Source organism: Gordonia sp. McavH-238-E (assembly GCF_022348225.1).
Classification (GTDB): domain Bacteria; phylum Actinomycetota; class Actinomycetes; order Mycobacteriales; family Mycobacteriaceae; genus Gordonia; species Gordonia terrae.
Genome location: NZ_JAKRFE010000005.1, coordinates 310,575 through 328,858 on the forward strand (window position 1 = coordinate 310,575; position 18,284 = coordinate 328,858).

22 protein-coding genes, 1 tRNA gene and 1 pseudogene are annotated in these 18,284 nt (G+C 68.5%); 17 read left to right on the forward strand and 7 right to left on the reverse strand.

The window, feature by feature from the left end:
- The first annotated feature begins 69 nt into the window (after positions 1 to 69).
- The 3 genes from MHN80_RS09475 (at position 70) to MHN80_RS09485 (ending at position 3,944) form a co-directional block, all read left to right on the forward strand.
- Positions 70 to 882 (forward strand): spermidine synthase, encoded by an 813-nt coding sequence (locus MHN80_RS09475; RefSeq protein WP_064570582.1) that lies wholly within the window; start codon positions 70 to 72, stop codon positions 880 to 882.
- Positions 883 to 969: 87 nt separating this feature from the next.
- On the forward strand, positions 970 to 2,943 hold the full coding sequence (locus tag MHN80_RS09480) for a protein kinase (protein ID WP_239401130.1): 1,974 nt from the start codon (positions 970 to 972) through the stop codon (positions 2,941 to 2,943).
- Positions 2,944 to 3,056: 113 nt separating this feature from the next.
- Positions 3,057 to 3,944 carry a type IV toxin-antitoxin system AbiEi family antitoxin domain-containing protein gene (locus MHN80_RS09485; protein WP_239401132.1) on the forward strand — a complete coding sequence of 296 codons (888 nt, stop codon included), beginning with the start codon at positions 3,057 to 3,059 and terminating at the stop codon, positions 3,942 to 3,944.
- A 63-nt stretch (positions 3,945 to 4,007) separates the two neighbouring features.
- On the opposite strand, the gene MHN80_RS09490 is transcribed toward MHN80_RS09485, so the two are convergent.
- Positions 4,008 to 4,832, reverse strand: coding sequence for a maleylpyruvate isomerase family mycothiol-dependent enzyme (locus MHN80_RS09490; RefSeq protein WP_239401134.1), 825 nt, complete (start codon positions 4,830 to 4,832; stop codon positions 4,008 to 4,010).
- 158 nt (positions 4,833 to 4,990) lie between these two features.
- Here MHN80_RS09490 and MHN80_RS09495 point away from each other — a divergent pair, with 158 nt between their 5' ends.
- The 6 genes from MHN80_RS09495 to MHN80_RS09515 all read left to right on the forward strand — a co-directional run bounded on the left by MHN80_RS09495 (position 4,991) and on the right by MHN80_RS09515 (position 9,976).
- The gene (locus MHN80_RS09495; RefSeq protein ID WP_374206324.1) at positions 4,991 to 6,094 is read left to right on the forward strand and encodes a protein kinase; all 1,104 of its coding nucleotides are present in this window, start codon (positions 4,991 to 4,993) and stop codon (positions 6,092 to 6,094) included.
- A 137-nt stretch (positions 6,095 to 6,231) separates the two neighbouring features.
- Positions 6,232 to 6,537: a hypothetical protein gene (locus tag MHN80_RS25890; protein ID WP_374206325.1), complete on the forward strand. Its 306-nt coding sequence runs from the start codon at positions 6,232 to 6,234 to the stop codon at positions 6,535 to 6,537.
- Positions 6,538 to 6,611: 74 nt separating this feature from the next.
- Positions 6,612 to 7,595 carry a YafY family protein gene (locus tag MHN80_RS09500; RefSeq protein WP_239401136.1) on the forward strand — a complete coding sequence of 328 codons (984 nt, stop codon included), beginning with the start codon at positions 6,612 to 6,614 and terminating at the stop codon, positions 7,593 to 7,595.
- Positions 7,596 to 7,697: 102 nt separating this feature from the next.
- Positions 7,698 to 8,789, forward strand: coding sequence for an NAD(P)H-binding protein (locus MHN80_RS09505; RefSeq protein WP_239401138.1), 1,092 nt, complete (start codon positions 7,698 to 7,700; stop codon positions 8,787 to 8,789).
- A gap of 50 nt (positions 8,790 to 8,839) precedes the next feature.
- Positions 8,840 to 9,547, forward strand: coding sequence for a CPBP family intramembrane glutamic endopeptidase (locus MHN80_RS09510; protein ID WP_004022963.1), 708 nt, complete (start codon positions 8,840 to 8,842; stop codon positions 9,545 to 9,547).
- A 354-nt stretch (positions 9,548 to 9,901) separates the two neighbouring features.
- A tRNA-Val gene (locus MHN80_RS09515) sits at positions 9,902 to 9,976 on the forward strand.
- Positions 9,977 to 10,029: 53 nt separating this feature from the next.
- Here MHN80_RS09515 and MHN80_RS09520 read toward each other — a convergent pair.
- Both MHN80_RS09520 and MHN80_RS09525 read right to left on the reverse strand, forming a co-directional pair.
- Complete coding sequence (locus MHN80_RS09520; protein WP_239401140.1) at positions 10,030 to 10,506, reverse strand: hypothetical protein; 477 nt, start codon at positions 10,504 to 10,506, stop codon at positions 10,030 to 10,032.
- Positions 10,499 to 11,152, reverse strand: a complete 654-nt coding sequence (locus MHN80_RS09525; protein ID WP_239401142.1) for an RNA polymerase sigma factor — start codon at positions 11,150 to 11,152, stop codon at positions 10,499 to 10,501. Before MHN80_RS09525 ends, MHN80_RS09520 begins: the two co-directional genes overlap by 8 nt.
- Positions 11,153 to 11,276: 124 nt before the next feature.
- Between MHN80_RS09525 and MHN80_RS09530 the strand changes: the two genes are divergently transcribed.
- The 7 genes from MHN80_RS09530 to MHN80_RS09560 all read left to right on the forward strand — a co-directional run bounded on the left by MHN80_RS09530 (position 11,277) and on the right by MHN80_RS09560 (position 14,245).
- Complete coding sequence (locus MHN80_RS09530) at positions 11,277 to 11,774, forward strand: Asp23/Gls24 family envelope stress response protein (RefSeq protein WP_004022966.1); 498 nt, start codon at positions 11,277 to 11,279, stop codon at positions 11,772 to 11,774.
- Positions 11,774 to 12,112, forward strand: a complete 339-nt coding sequence (locus MHN80_RS09535) for a hypothetical protein (protein WP_239401144.1) — start codon at positions 11,774 to 11,776, stop codon at positions 12,110 to 12,112. The genes MHN80_RS09530 and MHN80_RS09535 overlap by 1 nt, the downstream gene beginning before the upstream one ends.
- Entirely contained in the window at positions 12,109 to 12,288 is a 180-nt protein-coding gene (locus MHN80_RS09540; RefSeq protein WP_004022968.1) for a hypothetical protein, read from the forward strand. The genes MHN80_RS09535 and MHN80_RS09540 overlap by 4 nt, the downstream gene beginning before the upstream one ends.
- Positions 12,281 to 12,835: an Asp23/Gls24 family envelope stress response protein gene (locus MHN80_RS09545; RefSeq protein WP_239401146.1), complete on the forward strand. Its 555-nt coding sequence runs from the start codon at positions 12,281 to 12,283 to the stop codon at positions 12,833 to 12,835. Before MHN80_RS09540 ends, MHN80_RS09545 begins: the two co-directional genes overlap by 8 nt.
- Positions 12,832 to 13,431: a DUF6286 domain-containing protein gene (locus tag MHN80_RS09550; protein ID WP_239401148.1), complete on the forward strand. Its 600-nt coding sequence runs from the start codon at positions 12,832 to 12,834 to the stop codon at positions 13,429 to 13,431. Before MHN80_RS09545 ends, MHN80_RS09550 begins: the two co-directional genes overlap by 4 nt.
- Positions 13,428 to 13,976 (forward strand): hypothetical protein, encoded by a 549-nt coding sequence (locus tag MHN80_RS09555; protein ID WP_239401150.1) that lies wholly within the window; start codon positions 13,428 to 13,430, stop codon positions 13,974 to 13,976. Before MHN80_RS09550 ends, MHN80_RS09555 begins: the two co-directional genes overlap by 4 nt.
- 71 nt (positions 13,977 to 14,047) lie before the next feature.
- On the forward strand, positions 14,048 to 14,245 hold the full coding sequence (locus MHN80_RS09560; RefSeq protein WP_058252045.1) for a CsbD family protein: 198 nt from the start codon (positions 14,048 to 14,050) through the stop codon (positions 14,243 to 14,245).
- A 105-nt stretch (positions 14,246 to 14,350) separates the two neighbouring features.
- Here the strand turns inward: MHN80_RS09560 and MHN80_RS09565 are convergent, their stop codons facing one another.
- Positions 14,351 to 15,556 carry an RtcB family protein gene (locus tag MHN80_RS09565; protein ID WP_239401152.1) on the reverse strand — a complete coding sequence of 402 codons (1,206 nt, stop codon included), beginning with the start codon at positions 15,554 to 15,556 and terminating at the stop codon, positions 14,351 to 14,353.
- A gap of 127 nt (positions 15,557 to 15,683) precedes the next feature.
- On the opposite strand from MHN80_RS09565, the pseudogene MHN80_RS09570 reads away from it, so the two are divergent.
- Positions 15,684 to 16,547, forward strand: a pseudogene (locus tag MHN80_RS09570) (serine/threonine-protein kinase).
- Here the strand turns inward: MHN80_RS09570 and MHN80_RS09575 are convergent.
- The 3 genes from MHN80_RS09575 to MHN80_RS09585 form a co-directional block, all read right to left on the reverse strand.
- A complete protein-coding gene (locus MHN80_RS09575; protein ID WP_239401154.1) occupies positions 16,537 to 17,019 on the reverse strand; it encodes a peroxiredoxin in 483 nt (160 codons plus the stop codon). The pseudogene MHN80_RS09570 and the gene MHN80_RS09575 sit on opposite strands and share 11 nt — an antisense overlap.
- Positions 17,016 to 17,438, reverse strand: a complete 423-nt coding sequence (locus MHN80_RS09580; RefSeq protein WP_004022979.1) for a DUF3052 domain-containing protein — start codon at positions 17,436 to 17,438, stop codon at positions 17,016 to 17,018. Before MHN80_RS09580 ends, MHN80_RS09575 begins: the two co-directional genes overlap by 4 nt.
- Positions 17,439 to 17,625: 187 nt before the next feature.
- Complete coding sequence (locus MHN80_RS09585) at positions 17,626 to 18,243, reverse strand: hypothetical protein (RefSeq protein ID WP_239401156.1); 618 nt, start codon at positions 18,241 to 18,243, stop codon at positions 17,626 to 17,628.
- Positions 18,244 to 18,284: the final 41 nt, after the last annotated feature.

Here is an 18,284-nt window from a genome sequence, read left to right on the forward strand (position 1 = left end):
ACGGCGAACACGGGGCGGTCTGGGCACCGCGCGATCGTATCGACCCGTGCCGTGCCAGACTTGGCCCCCGTGGCCCGGACAACCGCACACCCGACGCCCGGTCGGTACGACATCGACACCGGCGTTGCCGAGCTGAGCCCGGACACGATCGCGGGCGGGTGGCTGCTCACGATCAACGGAGCCCACAGCTCGCACATCCACCCCGACGACCCCACTGCGCTCGACTTCGAATACCTGCGCCAGATGGCCGCCGTCATCGACGAGCGTCACCCCGACACCACCGATCGCCTCCGGGTTCTGCACCTCGGCGGCGCGGCCTGCGCACTGGCACGTCACCTCGACCACCGCTACCCGGACGCCCGTCAGGTGGCCGTCGAGATCGACGCCGAACTCGCACGCCTCGTCCGGGAATGGTTCGACCTGCCCCGCGCGCCGAAGCTGCGTATCCGCGTCGGCGATGCACGGCAGGTCGTCGAGTCGCTCCAGCCCGGCACGCGCGATGTGGTCGTGCGCGACGCCTTTGCCGGCGACCGCACCCCGCGGCATCTGACGACCACGCAGTTCACCGAGCGTGTGCGCGATGTCCTCACCCCCGGTGGCCTGTACCTGGCCAACTGCGGCGACAGCCGCGACCTCGCCGGCGCCCGGGCCGAAGCCGCGACCGTCGGAGCCGCGTTCGACCATCTGGCGCTCATCGCCGATGCCGCGATGTTCAAGGGCAGGCGCACCGGCAACATCGTGATCGCAGGCAGCGACGCACCGCTCGAACCCTCGGCGACACTCATCCGCACTCTGCTCAGTGACCCACTACCGGCTCAGATCCTCTCCGGGGACCGCGCTCGGGAGTTCGCCCGCGGTGAGGCCCTCACCGACGAGGCGTGACGATGGCGTCACGAAGCACGCTGCACGTCGATCACGGTCGATTGGATAGGGTTGTCTCGATTCCGACGCCGAGGAACCGAGGATGACGTGAGCGATCCATCGTCGCGTGCGGGTACGACGCTGGGCCCGTACCGCATCGACAGACTTCTGGGTCGTGGCGGCATGGGTGAGGTGTACGAGGCCTACGACACCGTGCGCGAACGCCGGGTCGCGTTGAAACTCCTGCCCCCACATCTCGTCCACGACAAGGACTTCCGCGAGCGATTCGAGCGTGAGTCGAAAACCGCGGCGAAGCTCTCCGACCCGCACGTCATCCCGATCCACGACTGGGGCGAGAAGGACGGCGTGCTGTTCATCGACATGCGGCTCGTCGACGGGCAGGACCTGCGCAAGCTTCTCGCCGATGGCCCGCTGCCGGCCGCCCGGGCCGTGGCGATCCTCGGCCAGGTCGCGTCCGCACTCGACGCCGCGCACCGTGGCGGCCTGGTGCATCGCGACATCAAGCCGGACAACATCCTCGTCGACGCCGACGACTTCGCGTACCTCGTCGACTTCGGGATCGCCCAGGGCACCACGGACAGCCGACTCACCCAGATCGGAACCGCCCTCGGGACACTCGCGTACATGGCGCCGGAGCGCTTCGGCGACGACCCCGCCGGACCCAGCTCGGACAACTACGCACTCGCCTGCGTGCTCTACGAATGCGTCACGGGTCAGACGCCGTACCCGGCGAAGACCGACCAGGGTCTGATGACCGCGCACATCACCAAGGAACCACCGACGATGGGCGGTCCGCTCGACCCGGTGATCGCACGCGGACTCGCCAAGGATCCGGCACACCGCTATCCGACGGCCCGAGAACTGCTCCGCGCGGCGTCGACCGCGCTCACCGACCCTCCCCCGTCGTCGGCGCCGCCGACGGTGACACCCCGCATCGTGACACCACCCCCGATGGCCCCACCCCCGACGGCCCCACCCACGTACGCACCGGGCGGGAGCGGCTCGGACGCGTTCGGAAAGCCCGGCGGACCGGTTCCGTCGGATCGCACCATCATCTCGCCCGGCACGCCCCCGGCCGGCCAGCCCGGCGCGCGCGGGTTTGCTTCTCCCCCTGAGCATTCCGGCCCGCAGAGACACTCGTCGTACTCGGGTCCCCCGCAGCATTCGGGCCCTCAGCAGCACTCCGGTTCCCAGCGGTTCTCGGGTCCCCAGCAGTTCTCCGGTCCCCAGCAGTTCTCCGGTCCCCAGCAGTTCTCCGGCCCGACCCAGTGGGGCGGCGCACCGACGCCTGCGCCGCGGAAGTCGAACACCGGGCGGAACGTCGCCATCGCGGTGGGAGTCGGGCTGGTGGTCATCGCGCTGGCGGTGACCGGCATCGTGGTGGTCCTGTCGGGCTCCGGCGGCGACGATTCCCCCACGCCGAGCACGTCGACGAGTGCGATCCCGGCGGGCACCGTGACGTGCGACTACCCTCAGCGCACAGCTGTCGGCGGCATCACCGAGCCCGCACCGGCCGCGAGCCAGCCGAACACCGGAACGGTGGAGGCGCAGATCCCGATCGCGGGCCAGGGCACGATCGATCTGACGCTCGACCGCGCGGAGGCGCCCTGCAACGTCGGGGCGATGGTGTCGCTGATCAAGTCCGGCTTCTACGACAACAGCAAGTGTCACCGCGCGTCGCGGCAGTACCTCATCTGCGGTTCGTCGGGTGGCCGGGAGGGCACCAATCCGGGTTGGACCAGCCCGGACGAGCTCCCCGAGAACCTGCCGTCGGCGGGCACCGACGACGACGGGGTACCGCAGGTCACCTATCCCCGCGGCACCGTCGGCATCCTCGACCTGCCCGACGACGAGGGCGCGACCGGATCGACCACGTTCTTCCTGCTCGCCGACGACACCCGCCTGCCGCTGACCTACTCGATCGCCGGCACCATCGACCCGTCCGGACTGGCCGTCCTCGACAAGGTCCTGGCCGGCGGGTTCACCCCGACCCGGCCCGGGGCGGCGTCGGGTCCGCCGAATCAGAACCTGCTGATCCAGAAGGCCACCGTCAGCGAGTAGGGCGACGAGTCCCCCGGATCCGGTTGCGGTTTGTCCCGGCTTCCGGGACAAACCGCAACCGGAACCTCAGGCTTGTTGGTTGCTACCCCGGCATGCAACCGGAACGGCCGCTGATGCGTCCAAAGCCCGTGGACGATCTTCATCAACTGATCAGCAGGCAGGACGGCGTGGTCTCGGCATCGCAGGCGATCGCAACCGGGTTGAGCCGATCCGCGATCGGCCGACGACGCGCCTCCGGTGAATGGGTGGCAGTCGCGCGAGCGGTGTACCTCGTGGCCGGCCATCACCGATCGGCGCGGGCTCAAGCGCGCATCGCGGTGCTCTCGGTGGGCGCCGATGCTGCACTCGGAGGGCTCGCCGCCGCGTGGTGGCTCGGTCTGCATCCCACCGAGCCACGAAAACACCTCGTCTTCACAGCTTCTCGCGGAGCCCATGGACGGTCGTCGGCGACCGCGGTGATCCGGCACCGACACCTCGACGAGGTCGACGTCACCACGCACGCCGACCTACGTGTCACTGCGACAGCGCTCACCGTCCTCGACGCCGCCGCCGAACTGGGAATCGCTGTTCTCGATTCGGCACTCCTGTCCGGCACCGTGAAGCTCGCCGACCTCGAGGCCGCACACTCCCGGTACCCCAGGCGGCACGGTTCCCCGACCATCACCCGCTACCTGCGGCTCCTCGGCGATGGCGCGCGGTCGGAGGCCGAGCGGATCGTGGCCACGCTGTTTCACGAGTCGGGCACGGAGGGCTGGACACCGAACATGCCTGCCGAGGGGTATGTCATCGACGTGGCCTTCACCCGCGAGAAGCTGGCCGTGGAAATCGACGGTTTCGCCCATCACCGCGACGTCACGACATTTCAGCGGGATCGGACCAAACGCAATGCGTTGATCGCCGCGGGCTGGACAGTGCTGAATTTCACCTGGGCCGACATCGTCGAACGGGGCGATCAGGTGGTGACCACGGTGCACGATGCCTTGAGCCGCTCGGTCGCCTGATCCGGTTGCGTTTTGTCCCGGCTTCCGGGACTAAACGCAACCGGAACCCGACCGCCCGGCCGATCAGATCACGTAGTTCATCCGCTTCAGGATCGCTTGTCCCAGAGCATGATCGCCATGCAACTCCACCGCGGACGGGTCCGCGTCACGCCGCCCTCCGGCGAACCGCGCCAAGTTGGTGGCGTCCAGCCGGATACGTACGTCGGCGGCATCGTCACCGCCGTCGAACTCGTCGACGATGCCCGCCCGGTCCCCGACCGCGATCCGCACGGTTCGCGGGGACACCCCGGTGATGTCGAACAGCACGGTACTGCCCTTGGGGGCGTCGGCCCGCTTGCCGACGACGAACGGGAGCGACGCACCGATCTCGTCGAGGGCCAGGGACGCCGGGCCGGGCTGCGCGACCGCGGAACGGTCGGTGCCGTCACGCAGGTCGATCTCGTGCACCCAGCAGTCGAAGATGCGGATTCGCATGAATCGGCCGTAGGTGTCGGGTCCGGCGGGCGTCATCGCCTCGGCGTCGAAGTCGGCCTGCGACATGGCTTTCAGCGCCGCGGCGCGGACGCCGATGATCTCGTCGAGGGCGGCGACCACCTCGGCACGCGGCTTCGGCCGGTAGTGGTCGACCCACTTCTCGTTGAGTTCACCGATCGGATTGCGGACGTGATCGAGGGCGCTGACCGTGCGGGTGGCCTCGACGTCGCGACCGTCGAGCATGCTCTCGGTGCCGACGACATGGGCGACGATGTCGGCGTTGGTCCAGCCGGGGAGAACCGACGGAGCCGACCACGCGTCGTCGTCGAGCGTCCGGGCCAGCTCACCGATCACGCCCCACTGGGCGATCAGCGCCTCGGTCACCTCGTCGATCGGCAGGATCGTCGTCGCCATCGTCACTCCCTCGGGTCGGTGCCGGTGTCGGGGTCGCCGGCGGATCACTCGGATCAACCGTATCGAGGACCGTTCCGTGAATCCCGGGACCCGCCGAACGGGCGACAATGCGTGGTGTCGACATCCGCAGACGACTGTGGCCCCCTACTCTTGTCCGCGTGTCAGAATCCGTACGCCCCGGCGATCGACTCGGCCCCTACATCATCGAGGGGTTGATCGGCCGGGGCGGGATGGGCGAGGTCTACCGCGCCACCGACACCCGCAAGGATCGGGTCGTCGCCCTGAAGGTGCTCGGACCGCAGGTCGCCGACGATCCTGCGTTCCGTGACCGGTTCCACCGCGAGTCGCGCGTCGCCGCCCGCCTCAACGACCCGCACGTCATCCCGATCCACGACTGGGGCGAGATCGACGGTCGCCTGTTCATCGACATGCGTCTCGTCGATGGCCGTGACCTGCGTACCCTGCTCCTCGAAGACGGGCCCCTGCCGCCCGACCGCGCGCTGCGGATCATCGGCCAGATCGGCGACGCGCTCGATGCGGCGCATCGTTCCGGGCTCGTACACCGCGACGTCAAGCCCGACAACATCCTCGTCGACGATCGCGACTTCGCATACCTCGTGGATTTCGGTCTCGCGCAGGCGGACACGGATACGCGGTTCACGAGCACCGGCACCGCGGTCGGTTCCTTCGGTTACATGGCGCCCGAACGGTTCGGGGACGACGCCGTCGGACCGCCCGCAGACATCTACGCGCTGGCGTGTGTGTTCTTCGAATGTCTGGCCGGCACACATCCATTCGCTTCGGCGACGACAATCGAACGGCTGATCGCCGCTCACCTGACCGCCCCGCCGCCGCGCCTGGGTGCCGCCGTCGATCACGTCATCGCCCGCGGGATGGCGAAAGATCCGGCGCAGCGTCAGCATTCGTCCGCCGAATTGGTCGCCGACGCCGGGGCGGCCCTGCGCTCGGAGCCTCTCGGTGGCACCCCGACGATCATTCCGGCCGGCCCGCCGACCGTCGTGCCCGCGACTCGATACGCGTCCGGTCCGAACGGCACCCCTGGTCCGGTCGGACCATGGGACGCCACCCGGGCCGCGGCCTGGACTTCGCCGACGCGCCGCCGTTCGCCTCTGGTCCCGATCATCGTCGCCACGGTCGTCGTGCTGCTCCTCTGCGCCGGGATCGTCGCCTGGGCCATCGTCACCACCCAGCGGGACAGCCCCGCGACGGCGGGGGACCTCTCGCGCCACCGACCACCGTGACCACGCCTTCACCGACTTCGGCGCCGACGGTGCCCGGACCGACATCACAACCGGGCCCGACGTCCCGACCCGGTCCATCGCCACAGACGAGTTCACCACGCGCAATCGTTCCCGGCGACCTCGGTCTCACCGTGCCGATGACCCGACCGGCGTGCGACGGCACGGGAATCGTCGTGGTCGCCAACGCGATCGCGCCCGGCAATTACCCCGGAGAAGTGCAGTCATATCTGAACCAGTTCCCGGGAGCGAGCTACCTGCGCACCGATCAGTCGTGTCCGTCGCTGAAACAGGTGAGCCGGGTGGGCACTCCGATCTACGCGGTCTACTACGTTGCCGGCCGAACTCTGGGTGACATCTGCTCGATGCGCAACCAGATCGGCGGACCGTCGTACGGCCGATGGCTCGACTACACCACCGACCCGGAATCGCAGATCACCTGCTGACCCCCGCTGACAGAATGTGACGTCGCGCCGAACAAGGACCGAACCTGTCCGCGTCATCGGGCACGATGAGACGCATGTTGGAAACCTCGGCTCGGTTACTGGCGCTGTTGTCGCTGCTGCAGACACGACGCGAGTGGTCGGGTCGAGAGCTCGCCGAACGCCTCGAAATCACAACCCGCACCGTTCGTCGCGATGTCGACAAGCTGCGCGAGTTGGGTTATCCGGTGGATGCCAACGTCGGCTCGCGCGGTGGGTACCGGCTGGGCGCGGGCGCCGAGATGCCGCCGCTGCTGCTCGACGACCAGGAGGTCCTCGCAGTCGCCCTGGGACTCGACGCGGTGACCACCGGCGCGGTCGCCGACATGGCGGAGGCGTCGGCGGGCGCACTGGCGAAGCTGCGCCAGGTCATGCCGTCGAGACTGCGCCACCGGCTCGATGCACTGCGGATCGAGGCCGTGCCCCGCACGGCGCCGGCGAGCGCCGTGTCGGCCGACCGGCTCACCGAGATCGCGACCGCATGCCACCGGAACGAGCGCCTGCGGTTCGACTACCGGCGCAACGACGGCGAGGAGAGTCGGCGCGAGATCGAGCCCTATCGTCTCGTCCGCAACGGGAACCGCTGGTATCTGGTCGGTTTCGACATCCAGCGGATGGACTGGCGCTCGTTTCGCGTCGACCGGATGGAACCGAAAGTGCCGACCGGGCCGCGGTTCACCCCGCGCGAGCCACCCGAGGGCGGCGCGGCGGCGTTCGTGCTGCGCGGCCTCGGTTCGGTCTATCGGCGTGCGACCGCACGAGTACGCATCCACGCCTCGCTCGATGAGGTCTCGGCGATGGTTCACGAATCCTGGGGGGCGCTCGAGTCCGGCGACGAGCACAGTTGCGAGGTCACCCTGTACAGCACGTCGCTGGCATCGATAGCGCGCTGGATGTACGCGTTCGGAGCGGACTTCACCATCATCGAACCAGCCGAACTCCGCGCCGAGATGGCGGCGGCGGCGGAGTACCACGACCAGGTCGCGGAGCGATACCGCAGAGCGGTCGACGCCCAACCGTGATCGCCGTCACGGCTGTTATCTCGCCGTGACATCGGCACCGTGTCCGTCACACCCCGGCCGCTAGCCCGACCGAAGCCGTCGAATTTCTCTACCGTCGGTGTCATGCGACTTCTCATCACTGGCGCCACGGGGTACGTCGGGTCCCGACTGGTGTGCGCACTGCTCAAACAGGGACACGACGTGGTCGTCACGTCGCGGGACACCCGAAAGCTCGCCAAATTCGGCTGGTCGTCGCAGGTCAGCATGGTGACCATGGACGCCGATGACCCGGCTTCGGTGACGAAGGCGATGTCGGACGCGGGTCAGATCGACGCGATCTACTACCTCGTCCATGCGATCGGCCAGGCCGACTTCGCCAACGGCGACCGGGATGCTGCGCGCAACGTCGCCGAGGCCGCCCGCGACAGCGGAGTCGATCGCATCATCTACCTCGGCGGTTTCGTGCCGTCGGACGACAAGCTGTCCACCCACCTGCAGAGCCGCGCCGACGTGGCCGAGGGACTGGTGGTCGACGGCGGGCCCGAACTCGTCTGGTTACGCGCAGCCGTGGTCATCGGCGCCGGTTCGACATCGTTCGAGATCATCCGGTACATGGCCGATCGGCTGCCGGTGATCCCCGAGCCCGACTGGATCACCAACGAGATGGATCCCATCTCCATCCGCGACGCGGTTCACTACCTGGCTGCGGCGTGCGACTCGTCGGTCCTGCCCGCAGGGCACTACGACATCTCCGGCCCCGACAGCGCACGCTACATCTCGATCCTGCACGAGTACGTGTCGGCGATCCGGATGCCGAGACTGCGGCTGCCGGTCTTCGGGATCTCGACCCGGCTCGCGGGACGGGTCGGCGGCATGCTCGTGCCGGTCCCGGCGTCTCTCACCGAAGAACTCGTCACCTCGCTCGACCACCCGATGACGGCGTCCGAGCACCGCATCCGCGATCTCGTCCCGCCACCGGAAGGCGGTCTGACGCCGATGCGCGAGGCCGTCCATGCCTCGGTGCGGTCGCCGTACCCCCGCTCGGTGTGCGATCTCGACGACCTGCATCATCTCGCCGACACCGATCCGGCCTGGGCCGGCGGTGACTGGCTCCGTGTGAAGCGGAGTGTCGTCGAGACGATCGGCACGTCCATCGGGGTCGCGTTGAAGGTCGTCGGAGTTCTCCGTCCCACACGCGCCGATGTAGCGTCGTGACCGTAACCGTTGATCGACCGATTCTCTGACCGATCGAACGAGGTGGTGATGTGCTGGTGACCTCACTGGCGCGCGACCTGTACGACTCCGTCGCCGCGGACCGTGACCCCGACCCCGGCGCCCACTACATCCGACGACGCTGGCTGGTCGGCGTCTTCCTCGTCATCGGCGCAGTGGTTCTCGGTGTCTCCCTACGGGTGGAGCCGGGAGATGCGGCCTTCTATCCGCTGACCATCGGTCTGGCTGCGGTGTGGATCGTCGGCGCATTCGTCTCCGGACCGCTGCGGCTCGGTGCCTTCAGCCCCACCCCGTCACGCCCCCCCGACCGCATCGGCGCCATCGGACTCGGCGTCGTCGTCGGCCTGGCGGTGGGCGGCGCGTTCGTGGTCGGCGGCCTGGTCGCACGGATGATCCCGGGCGTCAGCGACCTCGCCAACCAGGTGCTCGCCTTCGCCGACTTCGGCAGCCTCGCCGTGGTCACCGCGATCACCATGGTCAACGGCCTCGCCGAGGAGTTGTTCTTCCGCGGCTCGGTCTATTCGGCGGCGCGCCCGCACAACCCGATCCTCGTGTCGACGGTGATCTATGTGCTGGTCACCATGGCCAGCGGCAATGTGATGCTCGGCTTCGCGGGCGCCGTCCTCGGCACCGTCTGCGCGATCCTCCGTCGCAGCACCGCCGGCGTCCTCGCACCCGCGATCACCCACGTGATCTGGGGCGCCGTCATGGTCCTGGCGCTACCGCCCGTCTTCGCCTGACAGCCAGACCTCGACTCGACTGCCAGACTTCGATCGAAGTCTGGCAGTCGAGATGAAGTCTGCCGGTCCCGCTCCCTACTCTCCGGGGCATCGACACCCGTCCGCCCCTGCGCTGAGAGGAGCGCGAGCGCCCCTCTCAGCGCTGAGGTGCGAGGAGCAGCAAGCACCCCTCTGATCCCTGAGGTGCGAGGAGCGCAAGCACCCCTCTGATCCCTGAGGTGCGAGGAGCGATAGCGACGAGCCTCGAAGGGCCGGCGACCCGACCACTCAGCCCCCCGGTCAGACCCGGTTTGGGCGACCGGCATCGGAGCGACTAAATTCGTGTGCGCAGCGCCACGTATGTGGCTGCGGCGCGCGCGTATAGCTCAGCGGTAGAGCTCTGGTCTTACACACCAGCGGTCAGGGGTTCGAATCCCTTTGCGCGCACCACCCCGATCCCACAGCCCCCAACCCTTGCCGCGCGGCTTCGGGCTGTCACATCGCTAGCGAGTCAGCCACTCTCGCGTGTACACATCCTGCCAGCGCACCGAGATGTTGCGGCGGGCGACGGCACTGCTGTCGGCCCCGAGGGTCTCGACCAGAACCTCGTCGACGATGTCGCGCACGTCGTCGGAGAGTGCGGGCAGGTCGTCGGCGTAGCGGGCGATGAGACCGACACGTACGCCGTCGACGGTCTCGCCGTCGCCGTCGACCGACACGAAGACGGTCAGACGGCCGAGTTCGCGTCGGGTCCGGATCGCGATCAATTGTTTGACGACGCGGTCGCTGGTGTTGATGCGCAGGCCGTCGGTCGCCAGCGTTCGCGCGGGACGCCGGATCCGCTGCAGGCTCCCCGAGATCGAGGAGATCAACCGGTCGACGTCGCTCGCGGGTTCGTCGGCGATCTGCCGCGTGGCCTCGACCAGCCAGGCGTCGGCGACGTCGGTGGCGTCGGAGTCGCGCGCGTGGTTGTCAGGCACCGACCTCGCCTCCCTCCGCGTCGTCGACGCTCGTCGTGGCCGTCGGTGTGGTTCTCGGTTTACCAGGGTTCCAGGGCTCCAAACGGGTCAACAGGAACTTCCGGCTGCGCTGGAGATGACCGCGCACCGACCCGGTTGTGATGCGTAACACCTGTCCGATTTCCTCGAGCGTAAGCCCCTCGACCTCCTTGAGCCACCACGCGGCGCGCGAATTGGCGGGGAGATTGTCCAGTTCGGCGCGCAGCGCATCGATGAGCAGACTCCGCTCGGCCATGTCGGCCGGCAGCGGTCCGACCGCTTCGAGTTCGGCGAACCGCTCGTCGTCGAACGGTACATCGCGTCGGCGACGATGGTAATCGACCGCCTTCCGGTGCGCGATGGTGAACATCCAGGTGCGGAAGCTGCTCCGGAACGCGAAGTCGGGCAACCCTTTCCATGCATCCAGCAAGGTCTCCTGGGTGAGGTCCTCGGCGGTCTGCCTGCCGTCGACCATCCGCGACATGTACCGCAGCAGACCGGGTGTCACGCGTCGGACGAGCACGTCGAAGGCCTCGGTGTCGCCGACCGACGCGGCGCCCGCGAGCTCGTCGTCGCCGAGCTCGGACAGGTCGAGCGATTGCCTGTGAGCCGAATCACTGGGTTTCATCCGTGCAACTCCCCCCGTCCGTCCCGACTGACCTTACAGACGGATCGTGAACAGCCTTTGCGATAACGCATCATCCGAACGCGGTCCGTCTACGAAGAAGACACGACGACCGAAGGAGTTCGACATGTCCGCAAGCGCCACCACCACCAAGGACGCCACACACGAGGACGCCGCTGTCGACGCGTCGCGTACCGACGCTGCTGCAGGGCGTGCACTCGCCCGCCGTGAGTCGACCGGCGACCGCGGACGCACCTCCATCGCCGACATCGTCGTCGCGAAGGTCGCCGGGATCGCAGCTCGGGAGATCGACGGGGTCCACGACCTGGGCGGCACCACCGAGCGCGTGGTGGGCCGGGTCCGCGACGTCCTGCCGGGCACGACGGTGAGCACAACCCAGGGAATCGAGGTCGAGGTCGGTGAGCGTCAGGCCGCCGTCGACGTCTCGATCGTGGCCGAGTACGGCGTGGCGATCCATCAGCTCGCAGCAGCCATCCGACGCAACGTGATCAGCGCGATCGAGCAGATGACCGGCCTCGAGGTGACCGAGGTCAACGTGACCGTCCACGACATCGCGTTCGGCGACGACGAGCAGGAGTCGAACACCACCCCGCGGGTCCAGTGATGACGTCGGACCACCCGGACGCGCGGACGGAGGAGGGCGGCGCACTGGCAGATCGCCTCGCTGCCGCCGTACTCGCGGTCCCGGGTGTGCACGACCTACACAGTGGACTGTTCGGCGAGATCGCCACTTATCTTCCCGGACATCGGGTCCCGGGTGTGTCCCTGGCCGAGGACAGCGGTGAGGTCCACATCGTCGTCGATGCGGCGCACGACCTCCAGAGCGTGGCCGCGAAGGTGCGCGACACCGCCGAGACGGTTGCCGCGAGACCGGTCTCGGTGACCGTGGCGGACATCAGCGTGAGCTCGAAGCCGAGTCCGAATGAAGGGGAAGCGGAATGAACAACGCAGTCGTGGGCCTGTTCGTGGGGCTCCTCCTGGCTCTGGCCGCCGTCGCCGGTGGGTTGGCGGGCTTCCTGCTGGCCGTCGTGCTCGGAGCCGCGGGACTGGTGCTGGGTCTCAACCGGGACGGCGCCATCGACCTGGGCGCGCTCCTGCGGAGCCGGGGTCGTGGCTGAGCAGCACACCGGCGGGCCCGCGCCGGGCGGCGGCCCGTCCGGGGGCGTCTCGCCACCCGGGACGCTCACCATCGCCGACCGCGTCCTCGAAAAGGTCGCGGCCCGTGCGGCTCTCGACATCCCGGGCGTCGTCCGCCATCGCGGCGGCGTCGGCTCGGTCCTGGGGCCGGTCGGCGAGCGGTCCAGCCTGCCCACGGCGAGCATTCATGCCGGCGGCACCCGGATCACGCTCTCCCTCGCACTCGAGTGGCCGTGTGCAGTAGCCGAGGTGTCGCGCCGCACCCGCGATCACGTCGCCGCCGAGGTCGAGCGCCTCACCGGGGTCGTCCCACTGCGCGTCGACGTGACGGTGTCCAAGTTCGAGCCACGGCAGGCCATCCGACGCCGGCAACGGGGGTACGTCGACCTCCCGCCGGTCCGCGAGGACATGCAGCCCGACGTGCCGCAGGCGAACCCGCCGTCGGACGCACCGGACGCGGCAGATCCGCCGCACGACACCGCGGCCTTCACTCCGACCATCAGCACCGAGACGGGGGCACGACGATGACAACTCACGCCGAAGTCGCACCCGATCGCGCCACGCTCGACAGCGAGCGGACCGGCGAACCCGGGCACGTCTTTCCGCCCGCGGCCCTGCCCGGCGCCGCGATCGCCGGCGCCGCACTGGGGCTCGCGTTCATCGCACTGGGCGCGGTGTCCGTGCGAGACATCGCCGTCAACGCCAACTGGCTGGACGGTCGCGCGTGGTCGGTCACCGCCGCCGAGTGGATCGCCGACCTGCAGTGGCAGAACTGGATGTGGCCCGCCGCCGTCGGGGCGATCCTCCTGGGCCTGATCCTGGTGTGGATCGCGATCAAGCCACGACGCCGGACACATCTCGAACTCGCCGGCGGAGACGGGATGTGGACGCGTCCCGGTGATGTCGCGAGACGGTGCAGCGCCGCTGTCTCCGACCTTCCCGGCGTACTCGACGCCGACACGGTGGTGACCCGTCGCAAGATGACCTGCACGGTCGGCGTGCGGACACAGGTCGCCGACCGCGCACTCATCGAGACCACCGTCGACTCGGTGGCCGCCGATCTGCAATCGCCGCCGCGAGTCGTCGTACGGCTGCGTGAGCGCGGAACGAGGAGCGTCCGATGAACCGTCTTCCCGCAACCGCACACCGACTGTCGGTCGGGCTCGTCGCCCTGCTGCTCATCGTCGTCGGCGCCGGGGCCGTGGCCTGGCGCGTCGACGCCGAGCCGGTGGCCGGGTGGGTCGACCGTCTCGACGAGCGCGCCGCTCTCGATGCAGCCCAGGCGTCCTGGTGGATCTGGGTGCTGGTCGGGGTCACCGTGATCGCCCTCGGCTGGGGTCTGCTGTTGCTGGCCACCAACATACGACCCCGAGCGGTCGACGACGCCCTGCTCGACGGCTCCGACCAGACCGGAACCCTCACCGTCGCACCGAAGTTGATCGCCAACGCGGCCGCAGAGGAACTGGCGGGCAACCCGTTGTTCCAGAAGGTGACGGCAAAGGCGATCGACGACCGGTCACGCAGCATCATCAGACTCGAGGTCTCGGCGAAGCCCAACCGGGGCTTCGACGAGGTCACCGCACCCGTCGCCGACGCCGTCGCCGCGATCCGGAGGGCACTCGGCGAGTCCGGCGTGCACGTCCAGGCTTTCGTCCATCTCGATCGGTGACCCTGGACCCGTGAACTCGACGGACGGCTCATCGGGGGCCGCCGTCTCAAATGAGAAGAAGGAGCATAGAAATGGGATTCAGCGACAAGGTCGGCAACAAGGCCGAAGATCTCTCGGGCAAGGCCAAGGAGGCCGCGGGGGACGTCACCGGTGACGACCAGCTCAAGAGCGAGGGCAAGGGCGATCAGCTCTCCGCTGCCGTCAAGGACGGGGTGGAGAACGTGAAGGACGCCGCGTCGAACATCAAGGACAAGCTGACCGGCAAGTGAGCAACACCGCCGGCCACCGAACCTCCTCGCCGGCGGTGTCAGGCGAATCCCGAAGGCGCTCGGCGCCTTCGGGATTCGTCCTGTTCGTGGTCCGGCGCCGGTAGGTCACGTCCCCTTGACGTTGAGGATCTGCCGCAGGGTGTGCTCGATGTCCACGAGATCGGCAGCGTCGGCCATCACCTGATCGATGTCCTTGTACGCATCGGGGATCTCGTCGACCCACTCGTCACCGTGCCGGTACTCGATCCCCGCCATCCGGGCGGCGAGATCGTCGGCAGTGAAACGCCGCCGCGCCTCACTCCGAGAGTACCGGCGGCCGGCACCGTGCGGCGCCGAGCACAACCCGGCCGGATTTCCCTTGCCCCGCACCACATACGACCGGGTTCCCATCGACCCCGGGATGACACCACGGACGCCCTCGTGGGCGTCGATCGCTCCCTTCCGGGTGAGCCACACATCCTTGCCCGCGTGCGTTTCCCGCACGGTGTAGTTGTGGTGGCAGTTGATCCGGTCCACCTCCAGCGACTCAGACCGGTCGTCGAGTCCACCGGAGACGTCGTCGCCGAACCACTCCGCGAACACCGCGACGAAACGATCCATCATCTCGGCCCGGTTCTCGAACGCGAACCGCTGGGCCCAGGACAGATCCCGCAGGTACGCCGTCAGTTCCGGGGCCCCCTGCGGCAGGTAGGCGAGGTCGGCGTTCGGCAGCTTGATCCACCACTGGCGGCACAGCCGCTGGGCGATCTTGATGTGCTTCTGCGCGATCTTGTTGCCGACACCCCGGGAACCCGAATGCAGGAACAGCCACACCACGTCCCCCTCGTCGAGGCACAGCTCGATGAAGTGGTTGCCTCCGCCGAGCGAGCCCAGCTGCTCCCGCCACTTCGGTGAATGCGACAGGTGCACACCGTCGTTCGTCGCCTGCTCGTCGAGCGAGTCGATCCGTGCCCGGGTGAACGCGAAACGGTCGATCCCACGATTGTAGTTGCCGGGCGACAGTGGGATCGCGTCCTCGATCTTCGCCCGCAGTCGGCCGAGATCCATCCCGTCGATGTCCTCGGCGCGCAGTCGCGTCTGCACCGCGATCATTCCGCAGCCGATGTCGACGCCGACGGCGGCCGGGATCACCGCGCCGGTCGTCGGGATGACCGTGCCCACCGCAGAACCCTTCCCGAAGTGTGCGTCGGGCATCAGGGCGATGTGCGGATGTACGAACGGCATCCGGGCGGTCTGGGCCGCCTGGGTCAGGGTGTTGTCGTCCACGTGCGATGCGTAATTGAGCACCTTGGGCGACGCCATGGTCGGCATGGGGTTTCCTTTCGTGAGCGCCCGGCTCGCGGGCTCTCACATCAAAGCGTCGAATACTCCCGGCGGCAACCGGATTTGCACCCCCACGATGCCACTCGACATTCCCGGACGACACCCACAGACGTCGATGAAAGATCCCTCATGCGCTGCTCACGGAGACCTCATCGACGCCCATGAGAGGGAGAACCGTTCCGCTCGGGACCACCGGCGGAACGGTCACGACTGGGACGCCTTCGACACCGGACGTCGCACACGGTGCATCCTCAAGGTCATCCGCAGGCATCGGCGTCACGACGAGGAGGTCGCGGAGTCCGTCCGCCGCGAGGGACACGTGCTCGCCGATCTCGCTCACCCGCATCAGGTGCGCGGCTACGGGATGCTGCCGCCGGACGAATCGGGCCTGGTGGGTTTCACGATGCAGACCATCCCCGGCGCCACCCTCGACGCAGCGATCGAGAACGGTCCGCTCAGCACCCACGATGTGCTGCAGCTGGGTGTGCAGTTGTCGGCGGCACTTCACCATCTGCACAGTCACAACTGGATCCGCCTGGATGTGAAACCGTCGAACGTCATCATCCACGGCGGGTAGGCGATCCTGATCGACCTCGGGATCCTCGGCCGCCCCGGCGAGCGACGGGACGGCTCTGGAACGCGCGGGTATCTACCGCCCGAGCAGGCCGTCGGCGTCGCTCTGGGTCCCGCCGCGGACGTCTTCGCCCTCGGCGTCACGCTCTTCGAGGTGTTGACGTCGCGGCGACCGTACGGCGCGATCCCGCCGTGGTCGGAGCGGGGCATCGGGCGACTCCGCACTCGCGGTCGCCCGACGTCGATCAGACCGATGTCGTCCGGTGCCGGTGCGCGCGGCCATGTGCCCGACGAACTCGTCGAGTTGCTCGGTCACATGCTCGATCTCGATCCCGACAGACGACCGGAGATGGGGGCCGTCTGGCAACGGCTCGCGTGGATGACCGAGGGCCCGGTCAGGCGATGACGCCGAGAGCCTTGTCCCAGACGGCGTTCTCGCGCACCTCGCCCGGACCGACCATGCCGGCGAAGACGATCACGCCGTCCCTGTCGACGAGGAAGGTTCCACGATTGGCATAACCGCGATCCTCGTTGAAGACGCCGTAGGCACGCGCGGTGTCACCGTGCGGCCAGAAGTCCGACAGCAGCGGGAACAGGAATCCCTGCGCTGCGGACCACACCTTGTGGGTGGGCGAGGGACCGACCGATACCGTCACCGTCGTCACGTCGTCGTTCTCGAAGCGCGGTTGCTGGTCGCGGATGTAGCCCAACTCGCCCTGGCAGGTGCCGGTGAACGCGAGCGGGAAGAACACCACGAGCACATTGCGATCGGCTCGCAGTGCCGAGAGCGACACGAGCTGATTGTTCTGGTCGCGAAGGGCGAAGTCCGGTGCCCGGTCGCCGACGGTCAGGGGCGCAGAAGGCAGAGCACCGCTCATGCTTTCTTGCCCGCGCGGGCCTTGGGCTGGACCAACCGGGCCGCCGACCAGTCACCGAGACTGATGGCCGAGGTCTGCGTGAGCCCCGCCGTCGGGGCCGCTTCGGCGATCTCGCTCGGATCGACGTAGCCGGGTTGGCCCGTCTTCGGCGAGAGCACCCACACGAAACCGTCTTCGGCGAGCGGACCGATGGCGTCCATCAGGGCGTCGACGAGGTCACCATCACCGTCGCGCCACCAGAGGACCACGACGTCGACGACGTCGTCGGCATCCTCGTCGACCATCTCGGCGTCGATCGCGTCCTCGATGTCAGCGCGCAGTTCGTCGTCGGTGTCCTCGTCCCAGCCGAGTTCCTGCACGACCAAGCCTGCGGTCAAGCCCAGTTTCTGGGCGTTGCTACCGTCTGTGGCGGCTACCACCGCGCGTGACCTCCTGAAGATGTGTGGATCGTTGTGTGTGTCGTCTGTGCCGAATCCGCGTACGCTTCCGCACGCCGTTCGCCTGTCAGCATAGGCAACAGCCTAAAGCCTCACATTGCAAGCCGAACGCCGTCAGGGATTTCGGGCGTTTCGCGATCGGCCTGTGCCTACCCCGAGCGGGGCGACGCTAACCGCCCGGGCGAGCCGACCTCGTCGAGGGGGCGGACGAGCGCGGGGTGGCCGACGATGTTGCCGGCAGCGGCGTGTAGCCGCCGCACACGTCGAGCAGCCGCTGCTTGTCACGGGACCACTGCCCCGACACCGGATTCAGGCCGGTACTCAGTTCACGACGGATGGCATTCTCCAGCCTCGCGGTCGACTCGAGGAAGGTCCGCGCCGGCGTCGAGACGTCGACCGGGGCGGTCGCGGTGATCTTGGGTCGGATCTGATCGGCACCGGCGATCAGACTGGCCCGCGCCTTCTCGTCGAGATCGCCGACGCCGGGATACGACTGTGCGACGTTCAGCCGGGCGACGAAGGCGTTGAACCCGCGGACCATCACGACCATCGACGCCATCGACTCGCGGCACAGCTCGACACCCTCGGCCCGCACCTCGGCGGCCGCCGAGGCCGACAGCTCGGACCGGTAGACGGCGACCTCGCCCGGCGCAGGGGCGCCCGCGCCGCCGACCGTGGTGGCGCATGCACCCGTCAGCGCGGCCCCGAGTGCGATCGTGGCTGCGATCGTCGACCGGACGACACGGCCGCGGTGGCTCGCGGCCGCCACCGCTCCTCGATCCGGCATTCACTCCCCCTACTGGTCAGTAACCGTTTCTGGACGCTACC

Bases quoted from the DNA above. Each gene is read 5' to 3' on its own strand.
- MHN80_RS09485 (WP_239401132.1), top strand. From the start codon at position 3,057: ATGCGTCCAAAGCCCGTGGACGATCTTCATCAACTGATCAGCAGGCAG.
- MHN80_RS09490 (WP_239401134.1), bottom strand. From the start codon at position 4,832: ATGGCGACGACGATCCTGCCGATCGACGAGGTGACCGAGGCGCTGATC.
- MHN80_RS25890 (WP_374206325.1), top strand. From the start codon at position 6,232: ATGACCCGACCGGCGTGCGACGGCACGGGAATCGTCGTGGTCGCCAAC.
- MHN80_RS09500 (WP_239401136.1), top strand. From the start codon at position 6,612: ATGTTGGAAACCTCGGCTCGGTTACTGGCGCTGTTGTCGCTGCTGCAG.
- MHN80_RS09505 (WP_239401138.1), top strand. From the start codon at position 7,698: ATGCGACTTCTCATCACTGGCGCCACGGGGTACGTCGGGTCCCGACTG.
- MHN80_RS09525 (WP_239401142.1), bottom strand. From the start codon at position 11,152: ATGAAACCCAGTGATTCGGCTCACAGGCAATCGCTCGACCTGTCCGAG.
- MHN80_RS09530 (WP_004022966.1), top strand. From the start codon at position 11,277: ATGTCCGCAAGCGCCACCACCACCAAGGACGCCACACACGAGGACGCC.
- MHN80_RS09535 (WP_239401144.1), top strand. From the start codon at position 11,774: ATGACGTCGGACCACCCGGACGCGCGGACGGAGGAGGGCGGCGCACTG.
- MHN80_RS09540 (WP_004022968.1), top strand. From the start codon at position 12,109: ATGAACAACGCAGTCGTGGGCCTGTTCGTGGGGCTCCTCCTGGCTCTG.
- MHN80_RS09550 (WP_239401148.1), top strand. From the start codon at position 12,832: ATGACAACTCACGCCGAAGTCGCACCCGATCGCGCCACGCTCGACAGC.
- MHN80_RS09555 (WP_239401150.1), top strand. From the start codon at position 13,428: ATGAACCGTCTTCCCGCAACCGCACACCGACTGTCGGTCGGGCTCGTC.
- MHN80_RS09560 (WP_058252045.1), top strand. From the start codon at position 14,048: ATGGGATTCAGCGACAAGGTCGGCAACAAGGCCGAAGATCTCTCGGGC.
- MHN80_RS09565 (WP_239401152.1), bottom strand. From the start codon at position 15,556: ATGCCGACCATGGCGTCGCCCAAGGTGCTCAATTACGCATCGCACGTG.
- MHN80_RS09575 (WP_239401154.1), bottom strand. From the start codon at position 17,019: ATGAGCGGTGCTCTGCCTTCTGCGCCCCTGACCGTCGGCGACCGGGCA.
- MHN80_RS09585 (WP_239401156.1), bottom strand. From the start codon at position 18,243: ATGCCGGATCGAGGAGCGGTGGCGGCCGCGAGCCACCGCGGCCGTGTC.